This window comes from Thermodesulfobacteriota bacterium (assembly GCA_031082315.1).
GTDB lineage: Bacteria > Desulfobacterota > QYQD01 > QYQD01 > QYQD01 > QYQD01.
The window spans coordinates 60,710-77,673 of sequence record JAVHLC010000013.1; the positions used below are offsets into that span (position 1 = coordinate 60,710).

Sequence of the window (16,964 nt, forward strand, 5' to 3'; positions counted from 1 at the left end):
GGTTTCAGAGGACTTAAGGAGGGATAAAGATGGCTGTTTATATCTGGGAAGCAAAGACAGGCAAAGGGGAAAAGAGGGGCGGTGAGCTGGAAGCGCCGGATGAGACCACGGTGCGGGTTCAGTTGAGGAGGTTGCAGCTAACACCTACAAAGATAAAGAAAAAACCAAAGGACCTCCTGGAGAATGTCAAATTTTTAAAGCCCAAGGTGACACAGAAAGATTTAGTCGTTTTTACACGACAACTTTCTACCATGATAGATGCGGGTCTGCCTCTTATTCAGGGCCTGGATATCCTGGCCAAGCAGCAGATCAATAAGACTTTCAGGGAGGTGCTTACGGATATAAAGACGAATGTGGAGACCGGCTCAACATTTGCCGATTCTCTGGCAAGGCATGATAAGATTTTTGACAGTCTCTTTTCCAAGATGGTAGCCGCAGGGGAGTTGGGCGGCATACTGGATGTTATCCTCAATCGTTTGGCTATGTACATGGAAAAGGTTATGAAATTGAAGAAAAAGGTCAAAAGCGCGCTGACCTATCCTCTGGTAGTCCTTTGTATTGCTATTTTAGTCGTGGCCGTAATCCTCATCTTTGTTATCCCGGTGTTCCAGAAAATGTTTGCCGATTTCGGCCAGGCATTACCGGCTCCTACTCAAATTGTTATTAACCTGAGCGAGTTCTGTAAGAAAAATATCATTTTTATGATTGCCGGGCTGATTGCGTTTGTATTTGCCTTTCGGAGATTTTACTCTACGGCTAAGGGCAGGAAATGGGTGGACAGCCTTGTTCTCAGGCTTCCGGTGTTTGGGCCGCTGGTCCGCAAGGTAGCCGTAGCTAAATTTACCCGGACCCTGGGAACCCTGATAAGCAGCGGTGTCCCGATACTGGATTCCTTAAACATAGTAGCCGGCACGGCTGGAAATAAGATCATTGAAGAGGCTATCTTAAAGGTCAGGGTAAACATAAGCGAGGGCCGTCCGATAGCCGAACCGCTCATGGAAACCGGGGTGTTCCCTAACATGGTGGTTCAAATGATCACCGTGGGTGAAACGACAGGCGCCCTGGATGCCATGCTGGGGAAGATTGCCGATTTTTATGATGACGAGGTAGACGCGGCCGTAGATGCCTTAACGTCTATGATCGAACCCTTTATGATGGTCTTTCTCGGGGGGACTATTGGCGGCTTAGTCATTGCCATGTATTTGCCTATCTTTAAGATGGCGGCGGCGGTAGGTAATTAATTGAGTGACTCACATCTCAGCAGGGCGCTATGGTTGATGTCTTTGAGGGTGGTGGTGGCCACTCTCCTTCTGGTCATTACTGTCCTCATCCAGTATCAGTCACGCCCGGCCGGTGTATTTGGCACCCTGTTTCCTTTATACGTATTTATATCCTCTGTATATCTTCTGACCGTTGTCTATAGTATTCTGCTCAGGGTGATCAGACATCCCGGCCGGGTCATTTTTGTGCAGATGATCCTGGATCCCCTCCTGGTTACGGCCTTAATTTATGTGACCGGCGGGATAAGCAGTCCCTTCACCTTTCTGTACCTGCTGGTAATCATGGTGGCCAGCCGGTTGCTTTACAGGCGGGGGGGGGTAATAGCCGCCTCGTTGAGCAGCATACTCTACGCGGCCCTTCTCGATTTTCAATATCTTGGTTACATAGCACCCCTCAACTTTGACCCCATAGACCTGGCCGGTATTTCAGCCGGCCACGTAATTTACCAGGCTAGTGTTCACATAACAGCCTTTTATTTTATGGCTTTTTTAAGCAGCTATTGGTCTCAACAGGCCAGGAAAGATGCTATTGAACTGGACAGAAGGCAGAGGAATATATGGGAATTAGAGGCATTCAACCGGAACATCGTACAATCGATAAATACCGGCCTTTTCACCTTAGATACGCATGGCCGCATAACTTCGTTTAACCGCGCAGCGGAGGACATTACCGCCTTTTCCCACAATGAGGTTACAGGTCAACCCTTAGCCACGGTTTTTCCACATCTTGACCTGCCTTCCGAAGGGGATAATATCTCTGAAAACAATAACCTTTCCAGTTTTCAGTATAAAAATAGAGAGGGCAGAGAGCTGTGGCTTTCCTTTTTAATATCGTCCCTGAAGAATGCGGAACACGAGAATATAGGACAGCTTATCTTGGTTCAGGACATGACAGAAATGAAGGCCATGGAGGCAGAGATTCAGCGTCAGCAGGTCCTGGCTTCCATCGGGAAACTGACCGCGGCTATGGCCCATGAGATAAGAAATCCCCTGGCCTCCCTAAGCGGCTGTGCCCAGATGCTGGGCCGGGATGGATCCGGAACCCCGGGAAAATTCATGAATATTATATTACGGGATGCAGAAAGACTGGACAGATTATTGTCCGATTTTTTGCTCTATGCCAGACCCGAAGACAGCGAGGCCAGGGAGATTGAGGTCGGACAAGTAGTGGGGGAGGTAGTCGCTGATCTTCGTGAACGGGCCGGCCGGATTGGTATGCAGGTAGTGATTGATTTAAAATCGCCTGTCTATATAAAGATAGCCCCTGAGCACCTTTCCAGGATTATAGAAAACCTGCTTATTAAAATACTGGAAACCGGACCGGAAGGCGGAGAGGTCAGGATAGACGGGCGATTGGTTCAGCAGACAGGTGAGGACGTCGCGGTTGGAGGCGGGAGCTTCCTTTGCCTATTGGTGAAGTCTGGCGGAACAGGAGCGTTTCCTCATCATACAGATAGTGCGTTCAGTCCGTTTCCTATGATAGAAGGTAGTGCGGATGAGCTTGGTTTGGCCGTGGTCTATCGCCTGGTTGAGTATTCCGGGGGTAAGATTTATTTCAAAAGTCCGCCGGAAGAGGATCAGGGGACAATATGTTATATCTACCTGCCGGTTAACCCTGCCCGGCTTTAAGCCTTTTCACCGCAGAGCACGCAGAGTCCGCGGAGAAAAACCTTAAACTGTTCAATATGTTATCTCGGCGTTCTCAGCGACCTCTGCGGTAAATTTTGACTTTTTACGAATTCATCAAAGTTCAAGCGAATGACAAATGGCGAGACGCCAGTCCTTTGCCCTGCCGCAGGCAAGATGGCCAGGGACGAACGCCTGTCCTGCATGCAAAGAATAGCTACAAAATATGTTTGACATTCAGATGTTTTGGGGTAAAAGCTTTGATTTTGATTTGTAGCCGGTTTTGCCGAACGGGATGCCCGGATAAAATCATAGCGGAGGCTGGCCATGGAAGAGCTCTATAAAGATCTACGGGAAGAAGTAGAGCCATTATTGGCTGAACGGCGGTTTGAGGCCATTAAACAGATACTTTCAGCCAGTAATGCCCAGGATATTGCCGAGCTTATCACCCACCAGCCACCGAAAGAACAGGTGCTTCTCTTCAGGTTGTTGGCCAAGGAGCTGGCAGTTGATGTTTTTGAACATCTCAGCTCTCCGGACCAGCAACACCTTTTGCAAAATTTTCAAGACAGTAAGGTCAAGGATATTCTTGAAGAGATGTCGCCGGACGACCTGGCCAGGCTTTTAGACGAAGTGCCGGCCGTAGTGGCCAAACGGTTGGTGCAGTTACTGCCGCCGCAGGAGCGTAAAAATACCAGTACATTGCTCGGATATCCGGAGAACACCGCCGGGCGTATTATGACGCCCGAATACGTCGCCCTAAAGAGGGAGATGACCGTAGCTGAGGCATTGGACAAGATCAGACGCGTAGGTCTGGAAAAGGAAACCGTCTATTACTGTTATGTGGTTGACGAAAAAAGACGGCTGGTGGGTATTGTTTCTCTCAAACTCCTGGTTATTAAGCCGCCTACAGCCATCATCGGCGATATTATGGACTCCGATGCCATATCGGTAAGGACAGAGGACGACCAGGAAAAAGTGGCGCGTGACCTGCAAAAGTACGACCTCTTAGCTGTGCCGGTAGTGGATAAAGAAGATAGGCTGGTGGGCATAATAACGGTCGATGACGTCATGGACGTTATGGAAGAAGAGGTTACCGAAGATATTTACCGTATGGGTGGTGTGGAAGTCCCGGATACGGGATATTTTAAGGCCCGGGTTCTTTCTGTTGTAGGCCGGCGGGTAGGCTGGCTTCTGATACTACTCATAACCAACACGCTTACCGGCAATATTATCATGGGTCAATCGGATGCCCTAAAGTCTTTCGTTGCGCTGGCGGCTTTTATACCGCTTTTAATAGGGAGCGGAGGCAACATAGGAGCGCAGTCTTCCACGGTCATGGTCAGGGGTCTGGCGCTAAGGGAGGTATCGGCAAGGAATTATTGGGGCCTGCTGTCGCGGGAAGTGGGCATCGGCTGTTTATTGGGTGTTATGTTAGGAACAATAGTCACAATCTGGGCCCACTGGTTGCAAGGTAATTGGCTTGTCTCTCTCACCGTTGGGTTGAGTCTCGTGGTCATCTCGACTCTGGCCAGTCTTGCGGGAGGTATGCTGCCTTTTGTCTTCTCGCGTTTAAAGCTTGACCCGGCCATCATGTCCGCCCCTTTTATTACCACAATGGTCGATGTGCTGGGGGTATTCACCTATTTCCAGGTGGCTCGTTTTATCCTGTTTAAATAAATAAGGGCGGGGGAACCCGCCCTTATTTAAATTTACACGGTTATCTATCTTATTTCTTGCCCTTATTCTCCTTGTTGAAGAGGTCGAGGATTTTATCCGTGACGTCGATTTCGTCCGCAGCGTAAACAACACCACTCCTTACGGGGTCTAATATCAGCGTGTACCCCTGCTCTTTACCAAATTTTTCCAGAATCGTTTGCAGGCTCTTTATTAAAGGCTCGGTTGCCTTGCGTTCAGCTTGCTGCATCTCATATTGGGCATCCTCGTAAAGCTGTTTAAATTCCCGGTATTGTTTCTGGTATTCTCTCTCTTTTTCGTCTCTGGCTTCAGCGCTGATGACGGCGGTTTTTTTCTCCAAGTCCTGCTTGAATTTTTCCAGATCATCCTGTTTTTTATTTATTTTTTCCTGCAGGGCCTTAAATCTTAAGGATAAGTCATCTTTAGTCTTTTTACCTACTTCAGACTCTCCCAGGACTTTTTGTATATTCACAATAGCTATTTTAGTTTTTTCCTCCGCCCACGATTGTCCGGCAACCATGAGGACAATCATTATTCCTATTAGTATTAGTAATCCCTTTTTCATTTATTTTTTCCTTTCTTGTTTCAGCCACTAAGACACCAAGGCGCCAAGACTAAGATTATTCTTTCGTGTCTTTGTGCCTTGGTGGCAAACGTTTTTTACGAATTCATCATTTTAACTATACAGCTATTTTCCTATCGTGGCAAAATCGGCGCGTCTGTTTTTAGTCCAGCATTCTTCATCGTGTTCAGGGCAAAGCGGCCTTTCTTCCCCGTAGCTCAGGGTTTCTATGCGCTCAGGAGCAATGCCCATGTTTGTTAGATAATCTTTAGCGCTGTTTGCCCTCCGCTCGCCCAAGGCCAGGTTATATTCGTTTGAGCCTCTTTCGTCGCAATTGCCCTCGATGCGTATCCTGGCCGCAGGATTTTTCTTCATCCAGTTGGCGTTCCGGTCCAGGGTTGGGGGCTGGTCACCACGGATATTATACTTATCAAAATCAAAGTAAACCGGTAATAAACCCGCCGAGGTTCGGCTCTCTGCCATTGTGAGGACTTCTTCTTTTGGCGCTCCGGTGGTAGGCATGGCTTCTTCAGCCATGGGCTTGGGTGCAACTGTCTCTGCCGGTTTCGCCGTCACAGCCTCCGGCGCCTTAGCTTCTTCTTCGGAGACACAGACTCTTTTGGCACAGGCAGAAACCAGAAAGGCCATTGTTATTGCTAATAAAAACGATAGTCCATAAAATAAACCTCTTTTTGCCATTTGCCCTCCCCCTTTTTACCTATGTTATTAAATTATAATTTAATAAATCGGCATTATTTTGATCGTACATAAACGATAATAAATAACTATCATTTTTTAAAGGGCAAGGCAAGAACTCTTTATAAAAAAAATGGCTCATATAAACAATAGATGGTCAACTTGTGCTGAAATTTTCAAGGGGAGGACCGTCTTGACCGATAATAAAAATAAGAGACTACGGAATACCCTGACGCATATCATTTAACAGGTGAGTATGAGATGATGGATGCAGCTAAAGTACAACGGCTGATTAAAACGGTCGAAGGCGAATCCCCCTGTGTCGATTGCGTATTTTTCCAATGGGATAGTGTAAAGAAGCGTTGCGCCAATTGGAAAAAGCGGGTCTGCTATACACATGTGCTGCAGGTCTATTATTTCCTGTCATCCGACAATGAAACCGGGGTGTATCATTAAAGGCGGCCTCGTAAAAAGTCAGGCATCCGGTAAGCAATTGAAGCTCCCCGCAGCAAGCTACGGGGGATCTCCGTATGCAAGGTAAAATGCATCGTATTCGCTCGCTATGCATGTTCAGAATTGCGCCCATAGATAGCTTACCATGCCGGCCATAACAAAGTTATTTTCAATCAGGAATTCCAGTTTTATCCCCCGTCGCAGGTAGTTCTTTTCGAAAAGGATAATGCATCCGGCCATGGATAATACCGGTAAGGTCAGCCAGAGGCCGACCGTGGCGACATATCCGAGGAAGGAAGAAGCCGCGAGGAGAATAACCATAAAGGCTATAAGCCCCTTCAGCAGGGTAAGTGTTGCTCTCTCTCCTATTAAAATAGGCAGTGTCTCACGTCCGAACATACGGTCAGCCTGGACATCAAATACTTCCAGGAGCGCCGAACGCACGAAGACAAAGGCCAGGACAAAGAGGAAGGCCGCGATAAGGCCCGGCGTGAACCCCTGGCCTGAGTTCCAGGCAGGCAAAAAAGCCGCGACTGCCGCCCAGGCCAGGGCTATAAATAATGTCCTGGATCCCGGTATGTCTTTTAATCGACGGAGGGGAATAATAAGGCCTAAAAAATCAGGGATAATTTTAACTCCGTACAACGTCCCCAGGATGCAAATAAAAAACAGGAAGAGAAACGGAAACAAGCCCAGGGAGTAAGACAGGGAAAGGGCAAAGGCGGCGGCCAGGAGAGATAATAAAAGGATAAGTCTTTCATGTTTAGCGAAGAATATAGCCCGTCCGGGTTCGGAAAAGGCGTCTGCTTCTTTGTCTGTAAAATGATTCAGATTATGGACGGCATAGATATAGGCGGCCGCAATGAAGAAATATGGCAAGGCCCCTTTTATCCCCTGTAGTTTGAGAGAGGCATAGGCGAGGAATCCTGCCCCGAGGCTGATATAGAGGTTGCTTTCCAGAAGAAAGCGAAAAAATGTATATGCCGCAGCCTTAAGGGCGCTTTCCTGTTTACCCCTTACGCCTTCCAGTTTGCTTACAACCCGGTTGATTATCCAGTTGGGGGTCGATGCCCCGGCCGTAACGGCCACCCTGCTGAAACCGGACATCTCTTTTAAATCCAGATCGTTTTCCGTCTCAATATGGTAGGCCTTTACCCCGGCCTCTTCTGCAATTTGAGCCAGTCTTGTTGTATTTGCGCTTTCTTTGCCGCCCACTACAACAACGGCCTCAACTTCCTTACAGAGTTCAAGGACCTCGGCCTGCCGTTCGTGGGTTGAATGACAGATAGTATTAAAGACCTGGCCTCCCGGATATTTTGAGGTGATCTCCGAGGCGATCTGATTAAAAAGGTTTTCATCCTGCGTAGTCTGGGCCACAACGATGTATTTGTCCGGCCTGGGAAGTCCGGCAATATCGGTCTTGCTGCTTATCAAGAGGCCCCGGCCTTCGGCGAAACCAAGGAGTCCCAGTACCTCCGGATGCCCCTTGTCGCCGACGAGGATTACCTGATAGCCCCTGCGGGCAAAGCGGCGGATAATAGTTTGAACCTTTATAACCCGCAGGCAGGTGCCGTCTATTACCTGTGCGCCGGTCTGCAGAATAGCTTCTTTTTGCTGAGGAGGGATGCCATGGGCCCGGATGACTACCGTGCCGCCTTTGACTTCGCCGACGCTTCTTACCACTGAGACGCCTTTATCAGCCAGCAAATCCAGTACCTGCCGGTTGTGAATAAGAGGGCCAAAAGTGGATATTGGTCCGCCTGCGGTAGATTTTTCCTTGACCGCAGCCAGCAAGGTATCCATGGCCCTTCTTACGCCCATGCAAAAGCCCGCCTTTTTGGCCAGAATAACCTTCATCTATGTGAGCCCCCGAAGAGGATAATATGGGTTAAGCATTGTAACCGTTCACTGTTATCAGTTCACCGTTGTCCGTAAGAACCTGAAAAGCGTTTTTTGGGTGAACAGTCGATGGTGATCGTATTTTCCGTTAACTTGGCCGCCGTTGTCCGTGAGAAGCGCGAAAAAGGTCTTTTTCGGTGAACGGCGAACGGTCAACGGTGAACGCTTAGTATTTTGATATGGCAATATACTGTAAAAGCGAGAGACATTCAACATGGCCTCCGCTTTTAGTCAAAAACATTGACAGTCTGCGGCCGGTGAGATAAACATAAAAACACAAGGGAAAATCATGGCTACAGCTAAATTGCCTGCACACGCCTACCTGGGGTTGATAATCCTGATTGTCTCCTCTATGTTGCTTATTTACAGGACTGAGCCGGTTTATTCGCTTTTTTACGTCTTTGCCTGGTGGCCGTACATCCTGCTGATCGATGGCCTGGTTTATCGATATAAGGGAAATTCCCTTCTCGTAAATCGTACCGGCGAGTTTTTTTTGCTTGTTCCCTGGTCAGTCTTTATCTGGCTCATCTTCGAGGCCTTTAACATTTATATCAAAAATTGGTATTATGTCAGGATAATAGATATCCGCTGGCTGCGCTGGCTGGGTTACTTTGTAGCCTATGGCACGGTGCTGCCCGGCCTTTTTGAAACCACAGAGTTTCTGGAGGCAGCGGGTCTCTACAAGAAGAGGCACATTCGGTCCATTTCTCCGACCAAAAGTTGGTATGGCCCGTTTATATTTTTAGGCCTGGCCTTTTTCATCCTGCCGGTCATCTGGCCGCAATACTTTTTCCCGTTGGTCTGGGGCTGTTTCATTTTTCTTCTAGAGCCGATAAATCATCACTTCGGCGGCCGGTCGTTAATGCGCGACTGGCAGCAAGGCTCTCTCCGCAAATTCTCTCTCCTGCTTACGGCCGGATTCATCTGCGGCGTATTCTGGGAGCTGTGGAATTTCTGGGCCGGGAGCAAGTGGGTATATACCGTACCCTTTGTGGGACAGTTTAAAGTGCTTGAGATGCCCATTGTCGGCTATCTCGGGTTCCCGCCTTTTGCAGTAGAATGTTATGTCATATATAATTTCATCTCCTTATTACGGGAGAATAAAGGGTGGGAAGAAGGGAGTATTGGAATACAGGAGAAGACAGCGCCTTATTTTGTGCCGGCAGCCGTGGCTATCATAGTCTCCTATGCCTACATCATGTTCCAGACCATTGATCAAGAGACCGTTCATTCCTTTGCCCCTATCTTTTACTAATACCGATGCCTGAGTCAGTTTTCATAACCAGTCTCGGCTGTCCCAAAAACCTGGTGGACAGCGAGGTCATGCTGGGCGTGTTGATAGCCGCCGGCTATGAGATTACCTCCAGGGAGGAAGAGGCCGGGGTCATAATTGTAAATACGTGCGCCTTCATCCGGCCGGCCGTGGAAGAATCCATCGAAACTATTCTGGCCCTTGCTGAGAACAAGAAGAGGGGCAACTTAACGTACCTGATCGTAACCGGCTGCTTCCCTCAGCGCTATGGCAAGGAACTGATAAAACTCCTTCCCGAAGTTGACGCCTTTATCGGTACGGATGGTTTTCAGAATATAGGAGAGGCGCTGCGCAGTCTCAAAGATGGCCAGGCTCAGCCGCTCTCCTCACCACTCAGCCCCCGGTTCATTATGGATGAATATACCCCGCGGAGACGCACCACACCTTTTTATACTGCTTATCTGAAGATTGCCGAAGGATGTGGCCATCACTGCAGCTTCTGCCTGATCCCGCGTCTCAGAGGAAAATTAAGGAGCCGCCCGGTTGATTCGATTTTTGCTGAGGCCGCGCGGCTGGCCGGAGAAGGGGTGCGCGAGCTTATCCTGGTTGCCCAGGACACAAGCGCCTATGGCAGTGACCTTGGGGACGGCACAGGCCTGCCCGATCTGCTGAAGAAGCTGCTTACTATTCCGGGCTTGGACTGGATTCGGTTGCTTTACCTCTATCCTACTGCGATTGATGATGAACTCCTGGAATTAATGGCCTTGGAGCCGCGGATATGCCCATACCTCGATATTCCCATCCAGCATATAAGCCCGCGCATCCTCAGACTTATGCGCCGGCCTTACGATCAGGATTATATCTATGGCTTGATAGAAAAAATCCGCCGCAAATTACCCGGGGCTGCGCTCCGCACATCACTTATAGCGGGATTTCCCGGTGAGACCGGGGAAGAATTCCAGGAATTGCTGCGATTTGTGAAAGAGGCGCGATTTGAGCACGTAGGGGTTTTCTCCTATGCAGCGGAAGATGGCACGGCAGCCGGCCGGCTGCCCGGGCAATTGCCGGAAAAGGTAAAAAGGGAGCGGCAGAAAAAAATACTCAAGGCGCAACAGGCCGTATCTCTGGCCATAAACCGCTCCCGGGTCGGGGAGATAATCCCGGTGTTGGTCGAAGGTCTGAGCGATGAAACGGAACTTCTCTTAAAGGGCCGGGCTGTTTTTCAGGCCCCGGATATAGACGGGCAGGTTTATATCGCCAGCGGTCAGACGGAGATCGGCCGGATCGCTCCAGTCCGGATCGCCGAGGCCCATCCTTATGATCTGGTCGGAGAGATCGTGTCGATCTGATAGGAAAGGAGGAGAGCTGACAGCTAATTATGGAATATGACGATGATTTAAAAAGGATCATTGCCTTCCACGGTCACATCTGTCCCGGGGTGGTCTATGGTTACAGGGTGGCCAGGGAGGCTATTAAACATCTTGGCGGGAAGGCAAAAGATGAAGAACTCGTGGCTATTGTGGAAAATGATTCCTGTGCTGTAGATGCCATTCAGGTGTTGACCGGCTGCACTTTCGGCAAGGGAAATCTAATCTTTCATGACTACGGGAAACAGGTTTATACGTTTTACAGCCGGGCTACCGGTGAAGGGATGCGTTTTTCTGTAGAATTCGATTACCCGGAGACACCGGAAGAGAAAGCCGCCTGGGAAAGATTCCAGGTCGGCGATAGGACAGAGGAGGTCAGTGCGCAAATTCGAAGCCGCAAAGCCAAAAAAGTTCAAGCGATCCTGAGCGTGGCCTCCGAAGAGATAATGAAGATAAAACGTGTGACTATCACTCCTCCGCCTGAGGCCAAGTTATATCCAGGCGTGCGCTGCGCCGTCTGTGGCGAAAAGGTCATGGAGCCTCGCGCCCGGGTAAAAGGCGGGAAGATCGTCTGTATCCCTTGCAGTGAGGGTTGAACAGTGTTTTGAAAGAGCGCCTGGGTACCCACAAGATGCACATGACAAACTGTAAAATACAGATTGACCCCCGGCAGGTTCACTACTTGAAATTTATCCTGGAGGGCTACGATAATCTGGCGACTATGAGCACCGTTGACCGTCAGCAAGGGATAGTCGAACTCTACATCCCTTCCGGCAATGAGGACCAGGTGCGGGAACTCCTGGTATCCATAAAGACAGAAATAGGCCTTAAAACAGAGCCTCTTGCAAAAGTCTTGTAAATGGCGTTCTTGTCATTCCGGCGAACCCCGGATCGGGGTCCGGGGCAGGCGCCGGAATCCAGTAATTTCAAGCAGATTGAGATACCTCTGGACACCGGTTTTCACCGGTGTGACGATTTTTGCAAGAGCCTCAACAGAATACAGAAGTCAGGAGTCGAGGTAAGCGTTACGAGTTGCGGGTTACGGGTCAGAGAGTTCGAAACTCAGAAGTCGGGAGTCAATCGCTTCGAACGCCGGACGTCTAACGTTTTACGTCGTATCCGGCGGCAGGCGCTGCCATTTTTATATTGAATTGGGGAAGATTGTTATTATAATACCCGCAGGGATTATAAAGAGCACAGTATCCCCAGCAACTTATGAGCAAGAAAGCCTATATCGCCACCTTCGGCTGCCAGATGAATGAACACGATTCGGAGCAGATGGCCGGTATTCTGTCCAATATGGCCTATGAGGCGGCCGAAGACCCGGCCGGCGCCGATCTTGTCCTGGTCAATACCTGCTGCATAAGGAAAAAGGCCGAAGAAAAGGCCTATAGCTTCCTGGGCCGCCTGCGGAAGTTTAAGAAGAAAAACCCTGACCTGATGGTCATTGTGGCCGGCTGCCTGGCCCAGCAGGAGGGTGGCAGGCTCTTTAAAAAGAGTCCGGGCATCAATCTGGTTATCGGGCCGCAGGGCATTCATCGCCTTCCAGAACTTATAAGAGAGGCAGAGAAGAACGTAAGAAGGATTACTTACACAGAACTTGGCGTATCTTATGAGTTTCCCGGTTATGCGCGCAGCCTGAACGGAAAAAGGGCGGTGACGGCCTATGTCAGCATCATGACCGGGTGTAATAACTTTTGTTCTTATTGTATCGTGCCTTACGTACGCGGACGCGAGATTAGTCGTCGAAGCGAGAAGATATTAAAGGAAATCAGAGGCCTGGTCGAACAGGGAGTAAAGGAGATAACCCTTCTTGGTCAAAACGTGAACTCTTACGGACTTCATGGCGCCGGCGGGTGCGGTTTCGCCGACTTAGTTAGAAAAATAGGCGAGGTTGAGGGCCTGGAGAGGTTGCGATTTACCACCTCCCATCCCAAGGACATATCCGATGACTTGATAGGGTGTTTTGGCAGCATTAAGTCCCTTTGCGAGCATATTCACTTGCCAATGCAATCTGGTTCGGATAGGATATTAAAAAGGATGAACCGTAAATATACGCGGGATGATTACCTGGAGAAGGTGGCCAAACTAAGGCGGGTCTGCCCGGATATCAACATAACTACCGATCTTATCGCAGGCTTTCCGGGCGAAACTGAGGCTGATTTTGAAGATACTCTGGACATAATGCGGCAGGTCCGGTTTGCCGGCGCCTTTGCCTTTAAATATTCAGATCGGCCGCCGGCTAAGGCCGCAACTTTTGATAATAAATTGCCGGAGCCGGTAAAACAGGAGAGGCTTTCCAGATTGCTGGCCCTGCAAAAAGAAATAACATATAATAGTAATAAATCCATGGTGGGTAAGCAAGCAGAGGTCTTAGTCGAGGGATACAGCAAGAGTTCGCACCGGGAATGGATGGGGCGGGCGCGCACTAATGAAGTGGTTAATTTCAGCGGAGATGGGGACTTGCCTGGAAAGGTGGTTATAGTTGCTGTTGAGAAGGCCTGCTTACACTCATTAAAGGGCAGGCTGGCAGTAGAATAGGGCCCGGGGGGAGAGGGTTATGTTCAAAGAAATGAAGGTTTCCGGTATCGCCATCGATCCTGTTACCAATACACCGATTATGATCCTGCGAGAGGTGGACGGCGAGCAGGCCATGCCGATATGGATTGGTCTTCTGGAAGCCACGGCTATAGCCACTGAGCTGGAGAAGATCCAGTTTTCCAGGCCGATGACCCACGACCTCCTTAGAAACATTTTGAAGGAAGTCGGCGCAGGAGTGGTCAAAATTGAAATCATAGATCTGCGCGAAAATACCTTCTACGCTATTATCACGATAATAACAAAGGATAGAGAGTTCCAGCTTGACGCCCGCCCCAGTGATGCCATTGCCCTGGCCTTGCGGACTGATTCGCCGATTTATGTCCATGAAACGGTGATAGATAAGTCGAAACGCATGGAGATGAGCCACAGGGCGGAGGTTGATACTGAAGAGGGAAAGAAGTGGGCTGATATATTGGAACGCCTTTCGCCTGATGACTTTGGCAAATACAAGATGTGAGTGTTTATGATAGATTTTCATACCCATAGCCTTTTTAGTGACGGGGAACTCCTTCCCTCTGAACTGGTGCGGAGGGTGGAATGCCTTGGTTATGAATTTGTGGCTATCAGCGATCATGCCGACAGCTCAAACATCGACCTTATTATCCCCCGTATTACGAAAGTGGCCGCAGATATCAACCGGTATAGCAAGACCAGGCTTATTCCAGGGATAGAATTGACACATATTGCGCCATCCCTAATCCAACCTCTGGCCAAAGAGGCCAGGAAATTGGGGGCAAGAGTGGTTGTAGTCCATGGTGAGACCCTTGTTGAGCCGGTAGCTCCCGGGACCAACCGGGCGGCCCTGGAGTCTCCCATCGATATCCTGGCCCATCCCGGCCTGATTAGCGAAGAGGAGGTAAAGCTGGCCGCCAAGAAAGGGATTTTTCTTGAGATTACCAGCCGCCGGGGGCACTGTCTGACCAATGGCCATGTGGCACGCCTGGCCCTCCAGCATAACGCCCCTCTCTGCGTAAATTCTGACGGACACGGGCCGGGTGACTTCATGTCAGAAACTATGGCTGAACAGGTGGCCCTCGGTGCCGGTATCCTCCCAAAGCAGGTAGAGGTGATACGTCGCAATATGACTAAGCTGGCCAAAAGTTGCTTCGCTGCATAGGTCTTCTTTATCCGTACTTCCCTTTGCCTATACGGCGGATGAAATTTATCCCCTGGCTCATTAGGTAAAAAGTTTAAAAACTATTTGCTTTTTGCCGGGCATATATCCTATAAGAGAGAGGATAACGGGTATTACCCGGGAGGAATAGAAGATGGCGCCGAATAAGAAAGTACTGGTTGTGGAAGACGATCAGGAAGTACTGTCTATGTTACTGGACTATCTTACCTTTTTGGGATATGAAACTACCGGGGCGGGGGACGGCCTGGAGGGCCTGAAACACTTGCGAACCGGACTTTATGATATGGTGATTACCGATCTTAGTATGCCTTACATCAGTGGGATAGGAATAATCAGCGTTATTAAAAAGGATTATCCCAATATTCCCGTCATTGCCATAACCGGGTTTGGCCGGTATGCGGAAGAGCTGGCTCAGGAAAAGAGGGCCGATTTTGTTTTGAGCAAACCCTTCGAGATATCCGACTTAAAGGATGCCATCACCCGTTTACTACCCGCCTGACGATACCCAGCCTTGCGCCTTCAGTCTTTCCCGGATCGCACCTGGAAGGCGCTCCTGCTAAGGGTAATAGTTCACCGTTCACAGTTCACCGTGTACCGACAGCAAAGAGCAGGCTGGAATATGTCCACGCATTATCGGTGAACGGACAACGGTTAACGGTTACCTCCTCCCCCTGCATTCCAAGTGGTAATATATTTCTCTTCTGCCAAGGAAAAGTTTTTCCTCACACAGGGAAAAATATTTTCCCATTTCTTTTGACGCCCAGGTAATCTGCCTATAATCGGCCCCAATAACCTGTTTTTCCCCGCAGATTTTTCTTGGCATGTCAGTTGCAATAGACGGATGTCATTTCGGGGGTACTTTTTAAAAAGCTATGGATAGAATTGCCTGCCTTTACATCACTGACGAAGACCTTGCCGGATATATCCGGGCTGTTATCCACCATTATGGATACCAGCCGCGTTTAACATATTGTACTGGCCGGGGAAAGAGCAAGGGGCTTGGGGGTGAGTCTCCTCACGTAATTATCGTAAGCCTGAATGACGGGGATAAATCATCCCTTTTTGATATATTAGGAGACCGGGGGGGCTGTCCCTATCCTGTGGTTCTTATTTATGAAAGAGAACAGGCGCTGGACGCGCTTAATCTTTCTAAAAAATCAGGCGTGGTCTTTCTTAAAAGGCCGTTTACCCCGCAGCAATTGGCTAAGGCCTTGCAAAAAGTTTGCCCATCTGAGCAAGAAGTTGACAGGAGTAGCCATTATTTCTTCGGTGAGGACAGTAAAATAATTGAGATCAGGGAGAAAATACAGCGGATCAGCCAGACCAATATTACTGTACTTGTCCAGGGTGAAAGCGGTACCGGTAAGGAGATTGCAGCCCGCTTGGTACATGAGCAGTCTCCACGCCATAAAGAACAGTTTATCAAGGTAAACGGCGCCGCTATCCCGGGAACGCTTCTGGAAAGCGAGTTTTTTGGTTATGAAAAAGGGGCTTTTACCGGCGCTTACTGTGCAAAACCCGGGAAGTTTGATCTGGCCGATAGAGGGACGTTATTTTTAGATGAAGTAGGGGATATTCCGCTGCCCTTGCAATCCAAGCTATTACAGGTCTTACAGAACGGCGAATTTTCCCGGCTGGGCGGCAAGGAAGACGTCCGTACCGATGTCCGGGTAATCGCTGCAACAAATGCCGATTTGCCGAGGCTTGTTGAACAGGGCAGGTTTAGGTCAGATTTATATTACAGGCTTAACGTAGCCCATATAACCATACCTCCTTTCAGGGATAGAAAGGGAGACCTACTCTTACTGAAAGAGTATTTTTTGGAAAAATACTGTGCAGTCTATAACAAACCATATATGCGTTTTTCAAAAAGGATTATGGACCTTTTCTCGGAATACAGTTGGCCGGGCAACGTGAGAGAATTGGAAAATATTGTTAAAAATATTGTGGTCTTGGAAAATGAGTCCGTGGCTTATGCGGAGATCAAGGGCCGGCTGATAGGCTCAAGGGATAAGAATGATGGCCGGGGAGGACGATCTCCTGCCATAGTTGACAGATCTCTGGTATATAACCTCTTGTGTCAAGGGGGGCTTTCTCTGAAAAAGATAGGTCAGGAATGTACAAGAACGATTGAAACAGAGGCTATAAGGGCCGGCCTGGAGAAGACAAGGTGGAACAGACGGGCTTGCGCTTCTCAGCTTAAGATAAGCTATAAATCCCTTTTGAATAAAATGCAAGAATATGGCATACATAAACGCTCGTAGATTGTTTTTTAGATAACAGGATAGGCCCGGGTAGCTTTCAGCCCGAAACCGCCGTTTCCACTTCACGCTTTCAGCGATTCCGCCTTGTATGTTTAGAACAGATGCGTCATTATTATGGCATATAATGCTAT

At 49.0% G+C, this 16,964-nt stretch carries 18 protein-coding genes; 14 read left to right on the forward strand and 4 right to left on the reverse strand.

Annotated elements, in window-relative coordinates:
- The first annotated feature begins 29 nt into the window (after nucleotides 1-29).
- From RDU59_11450 to mgtE, 3 genes are all read left to right on the forward strand, one after another.
- On the forward strand, nucleotides 30-1,241 hold the full coding sequence (locus tag RDU59_11450; protein MDQ7839090.1) for a type II secretion system F family protein: 1,212 nt from the start codon (nucleotides 30-32) through the stop codon (nucleotides 1,239-1,241).
- Nucleotides 1,242-2,909 carry a PAS domain S-box protein gene (locus RDU59_11455; protein MDQ7839091.1) on the forward strand — a complete coding sequence of 556 codons (1,668 nt, stop codon included), beginning with the start codon at nucleotides 1,242-1,244 and terminating at the stop codon, nucleotides 2,907-2,909.
- A 324-nt stretch (nucleotides 2,910-3,233) separates the two neighbouring features.
- Nucleotides 3,234-4,586: a magnesium transporter gene (mgtE, locus tag RDU59_11460; GenBank protein ID MDQ7839092.1), complete on the forward strand. Its 1,353-nt coding sequence runs from the start codon at nucleotides 3,234-3,236 to the stop codon at nucleotides 4,584-4,586.
- Between the two features lie 49 nt (nucleotides 4,587-4,635).
- On the opposite strand, the gene RDU59_11465 is transcribed toward mgtE, so the two are convergent.
- Complete coding sequence (locus RDU59_11465) at nucleotides 4,636-5,169, reverse strand: OmpH family outer membrane protein (GenBank protein ID MDQ7839093.1); 534 nt, start codon at nucleotides 5,167-5,169, stop codon at nucleotides 4,636-4,638.
- Nucleotides 5,170-5,292: 123 nt separating this feature from the next.
- Nucleotides 5,293-5,865, reverse strand: a complete 573-nt coding sequence (pal, locus tag RDU59_11470) for a peptidoglycan-associated lipoprotein Pal (GenBank protein ID MDQ7839094.1) — start codon at nucleotides 5,863-5,865, stop codon at nucleotides 5,293-5,295.
- Between the two features lie 258 nt (nucleotides 5,866-6,123).
- Between pal and RDU59_11475 the strand changes: the two genes are divergently transcribed.
- Nucleotides 6,124-6,318: a hypothetical protein gene (locus tag RDU59_11475; protein ID MDQ7839095.1), complete on the forward strand. Its 195-nt coding sequence runs from the start codon at nucleotides 6,124-6,126 to the stop codon at nucleotides 6,316-6,318.
- A 114-nt stretch (nucleotides 6,319-6,432) separates the two neighbouring features.
- Here RDU59_11475 and ispH read toward each other — a convergent pair whose 3' ends face one another.
- Nucleotides 6,433-8,172, reverse strand: coding sequence for a 4-hydroxy-3-methylbut-2-enyl diphosphate reductase (ispH, locus tag RDU59_11480; GenBank protein MDQ7839096.1), 1,740 nt, complete (start codon nucleotides 8,170-8,172; stop codon nucleotides 6,433-6,435).
- 331 nt (nucleotides 8,173-8,503) lie between these two features.
- Here ispH and RDU59_11485 point away from each other — a divergent pair, with 331 nt between their 5' ends.
- The 9 genes from RDU59_11485 (at nucleotide 8,504) to RDU59_11525 (ending at nucleotide 15,068) form a co-directional block, all read left to right on the forward strand.
- Nucleotides 8,504-9,469, forward strand: coding sequence for a hypothetical protein (locus RDU59_11485; GenBank protein ID MDQ7839097.1), 966 nt, complete (start codon nucleotides 8,504-8,506; stop codon nucleotides 9,467-9,469).
- Between the two features lie 5 nt (nucleotides 9,470-9,474).
- Nucleotides 9,475-10,815: a 30S ribosomal protein S12 methylthiotransferase RimO gene (gene rimO, locus RDU59_11490; GenBank protein MDQ7839098.1), complete on the forward strand. Its 1,341-nt coding sequence runs from the start codon at nucleotides 9,475-9,477 to the stop codon at nucleotides 10,813-10,815.
- Between the two features lie 29 nt (nucleotides 10,816-10,844).
- Nucleotides 10,845-11,429 carry an FmdE family protein gene (locus RDU59_11495; protein ID MDQ7839099.1) on the forward strand — a complete coding sequence of 195 codons (585 nt, stop codon included), beginning with the start codon at nucleotides 10,845-10,847 and terminating at the stop codon, nucleotides 11,427-11,429.
- On the forward strand, nucleotides 11,426-11,692 hold the full coding sequence (locus RDU59_11500) for a DUF4911 domain-containing protein (protein MDQ7839100.1): 267 nt from the start codon (nucleotides 11,426-11,428) through the stop codon (nucleotides 11,690-11,692). Before RDU59_11495 ends, RDU59_11500 begins: the two co-directional genes overlap by 4 nt.
- On the forward strand, nucleotides 11,693-11,983 hold the full coding sequence (locus tag RDU59_11505) for a hypothetical protein (protein ID MDQ7839101.1): 291 nt from the start codon (nucleotides 11,693-11,695) through the stop codon (nucleotides 11,981-11,983).
- 65 nt (nucleotides 11,984-12,048) lie between these two features.
- On the forward strand, nucleotides 12,049-13,374 hold the full coding sequence (gene miaB, locus RDU59_11510; protein ID MDQ7839102.1) for a tRNA (N6-isopentenyl adenosine(37)-C2)-methylthiotransferase MiaB: 1,326 nt from the start codon (nucleotides 12,049-12,051) through the stop codon (nucleotides 13,372-13,374).
- 19 nt (nucleotides 13,375-13,393) lie between these two features.
- Nucleotides 13,394-13,891 carry a bifunctional nuclease family protein gene (locus tag RDU59_11515; protein MDQ7839103.1) on the forward strand — a complete coding sequence of 166 codons (498 nt, stop codon included), beginning with the start codon at nucleotides 13,394-13,396 and terminating at the stop codon, nucleotides 13,889-13,891.
- Between the two features lie 6 nt (nucleotides 13,892-13,897).
- Nucleotides 13,898-14,551, forward strand: a complete 654-nt coding sequence (locus RDU59_11520) for a histidinol phosphate phosphatase domain-containing protein (GenBank protein MDQ7839104.1) — start codon at nucleotides 13,898-13,900, stop codon at nucleotides 14,549-14,551.
- 151 nt (nucleotides 14,552-14,702) lie between these two features.
- Nucleotides 14,703-15,068 carry a response regulator gene (locus tag RDU59_11525; protein MDQ7839105.1) on the forward strand — a complete coding sequence of 122 codons (366 nt, stop codon included), beginning with the start codon at nucleotides 14,703-14,705 and terminating at the stop codon, nucleotides 15,066-15,068.
- Between the two features lie 159 nt (nucleotides 15,069-15,227).
- Here RDU59_11525 and RDU59_11530 read toward each other — a convergent pair whose 3' ends face one another.
- Nucleotides 15,228-15,392, reverse strand: a complete 165-nt coding sequence (locus RDU59_11530; GenBank protein MDQ7839106.1) for a hypothetical protein — start codon at nucleotides 15,390-15,392, stop codon at nucleotides 15,228-15,230.
- A gap of 49 nt (nucleotides 15,393-15,441) precedes the next feature.
- Between RDU59_11530 and RDU59_11535 the strand changes: the two genes are divergently transcribed.
- Complete coding sequence (locus RDU59_11535; GenBank protein MDQ7839107.1) at nucleotides 15,442-16,833, forward strand: sigma-54 dependent transcriptional regulator; 1,392 nt, start codon at nucleotides 15,442-15,444, stop codon at nucleotides 16,831-16,833.
- Nucleotides 16,834-16,964 lie beyond the last annotated feature (131 nt).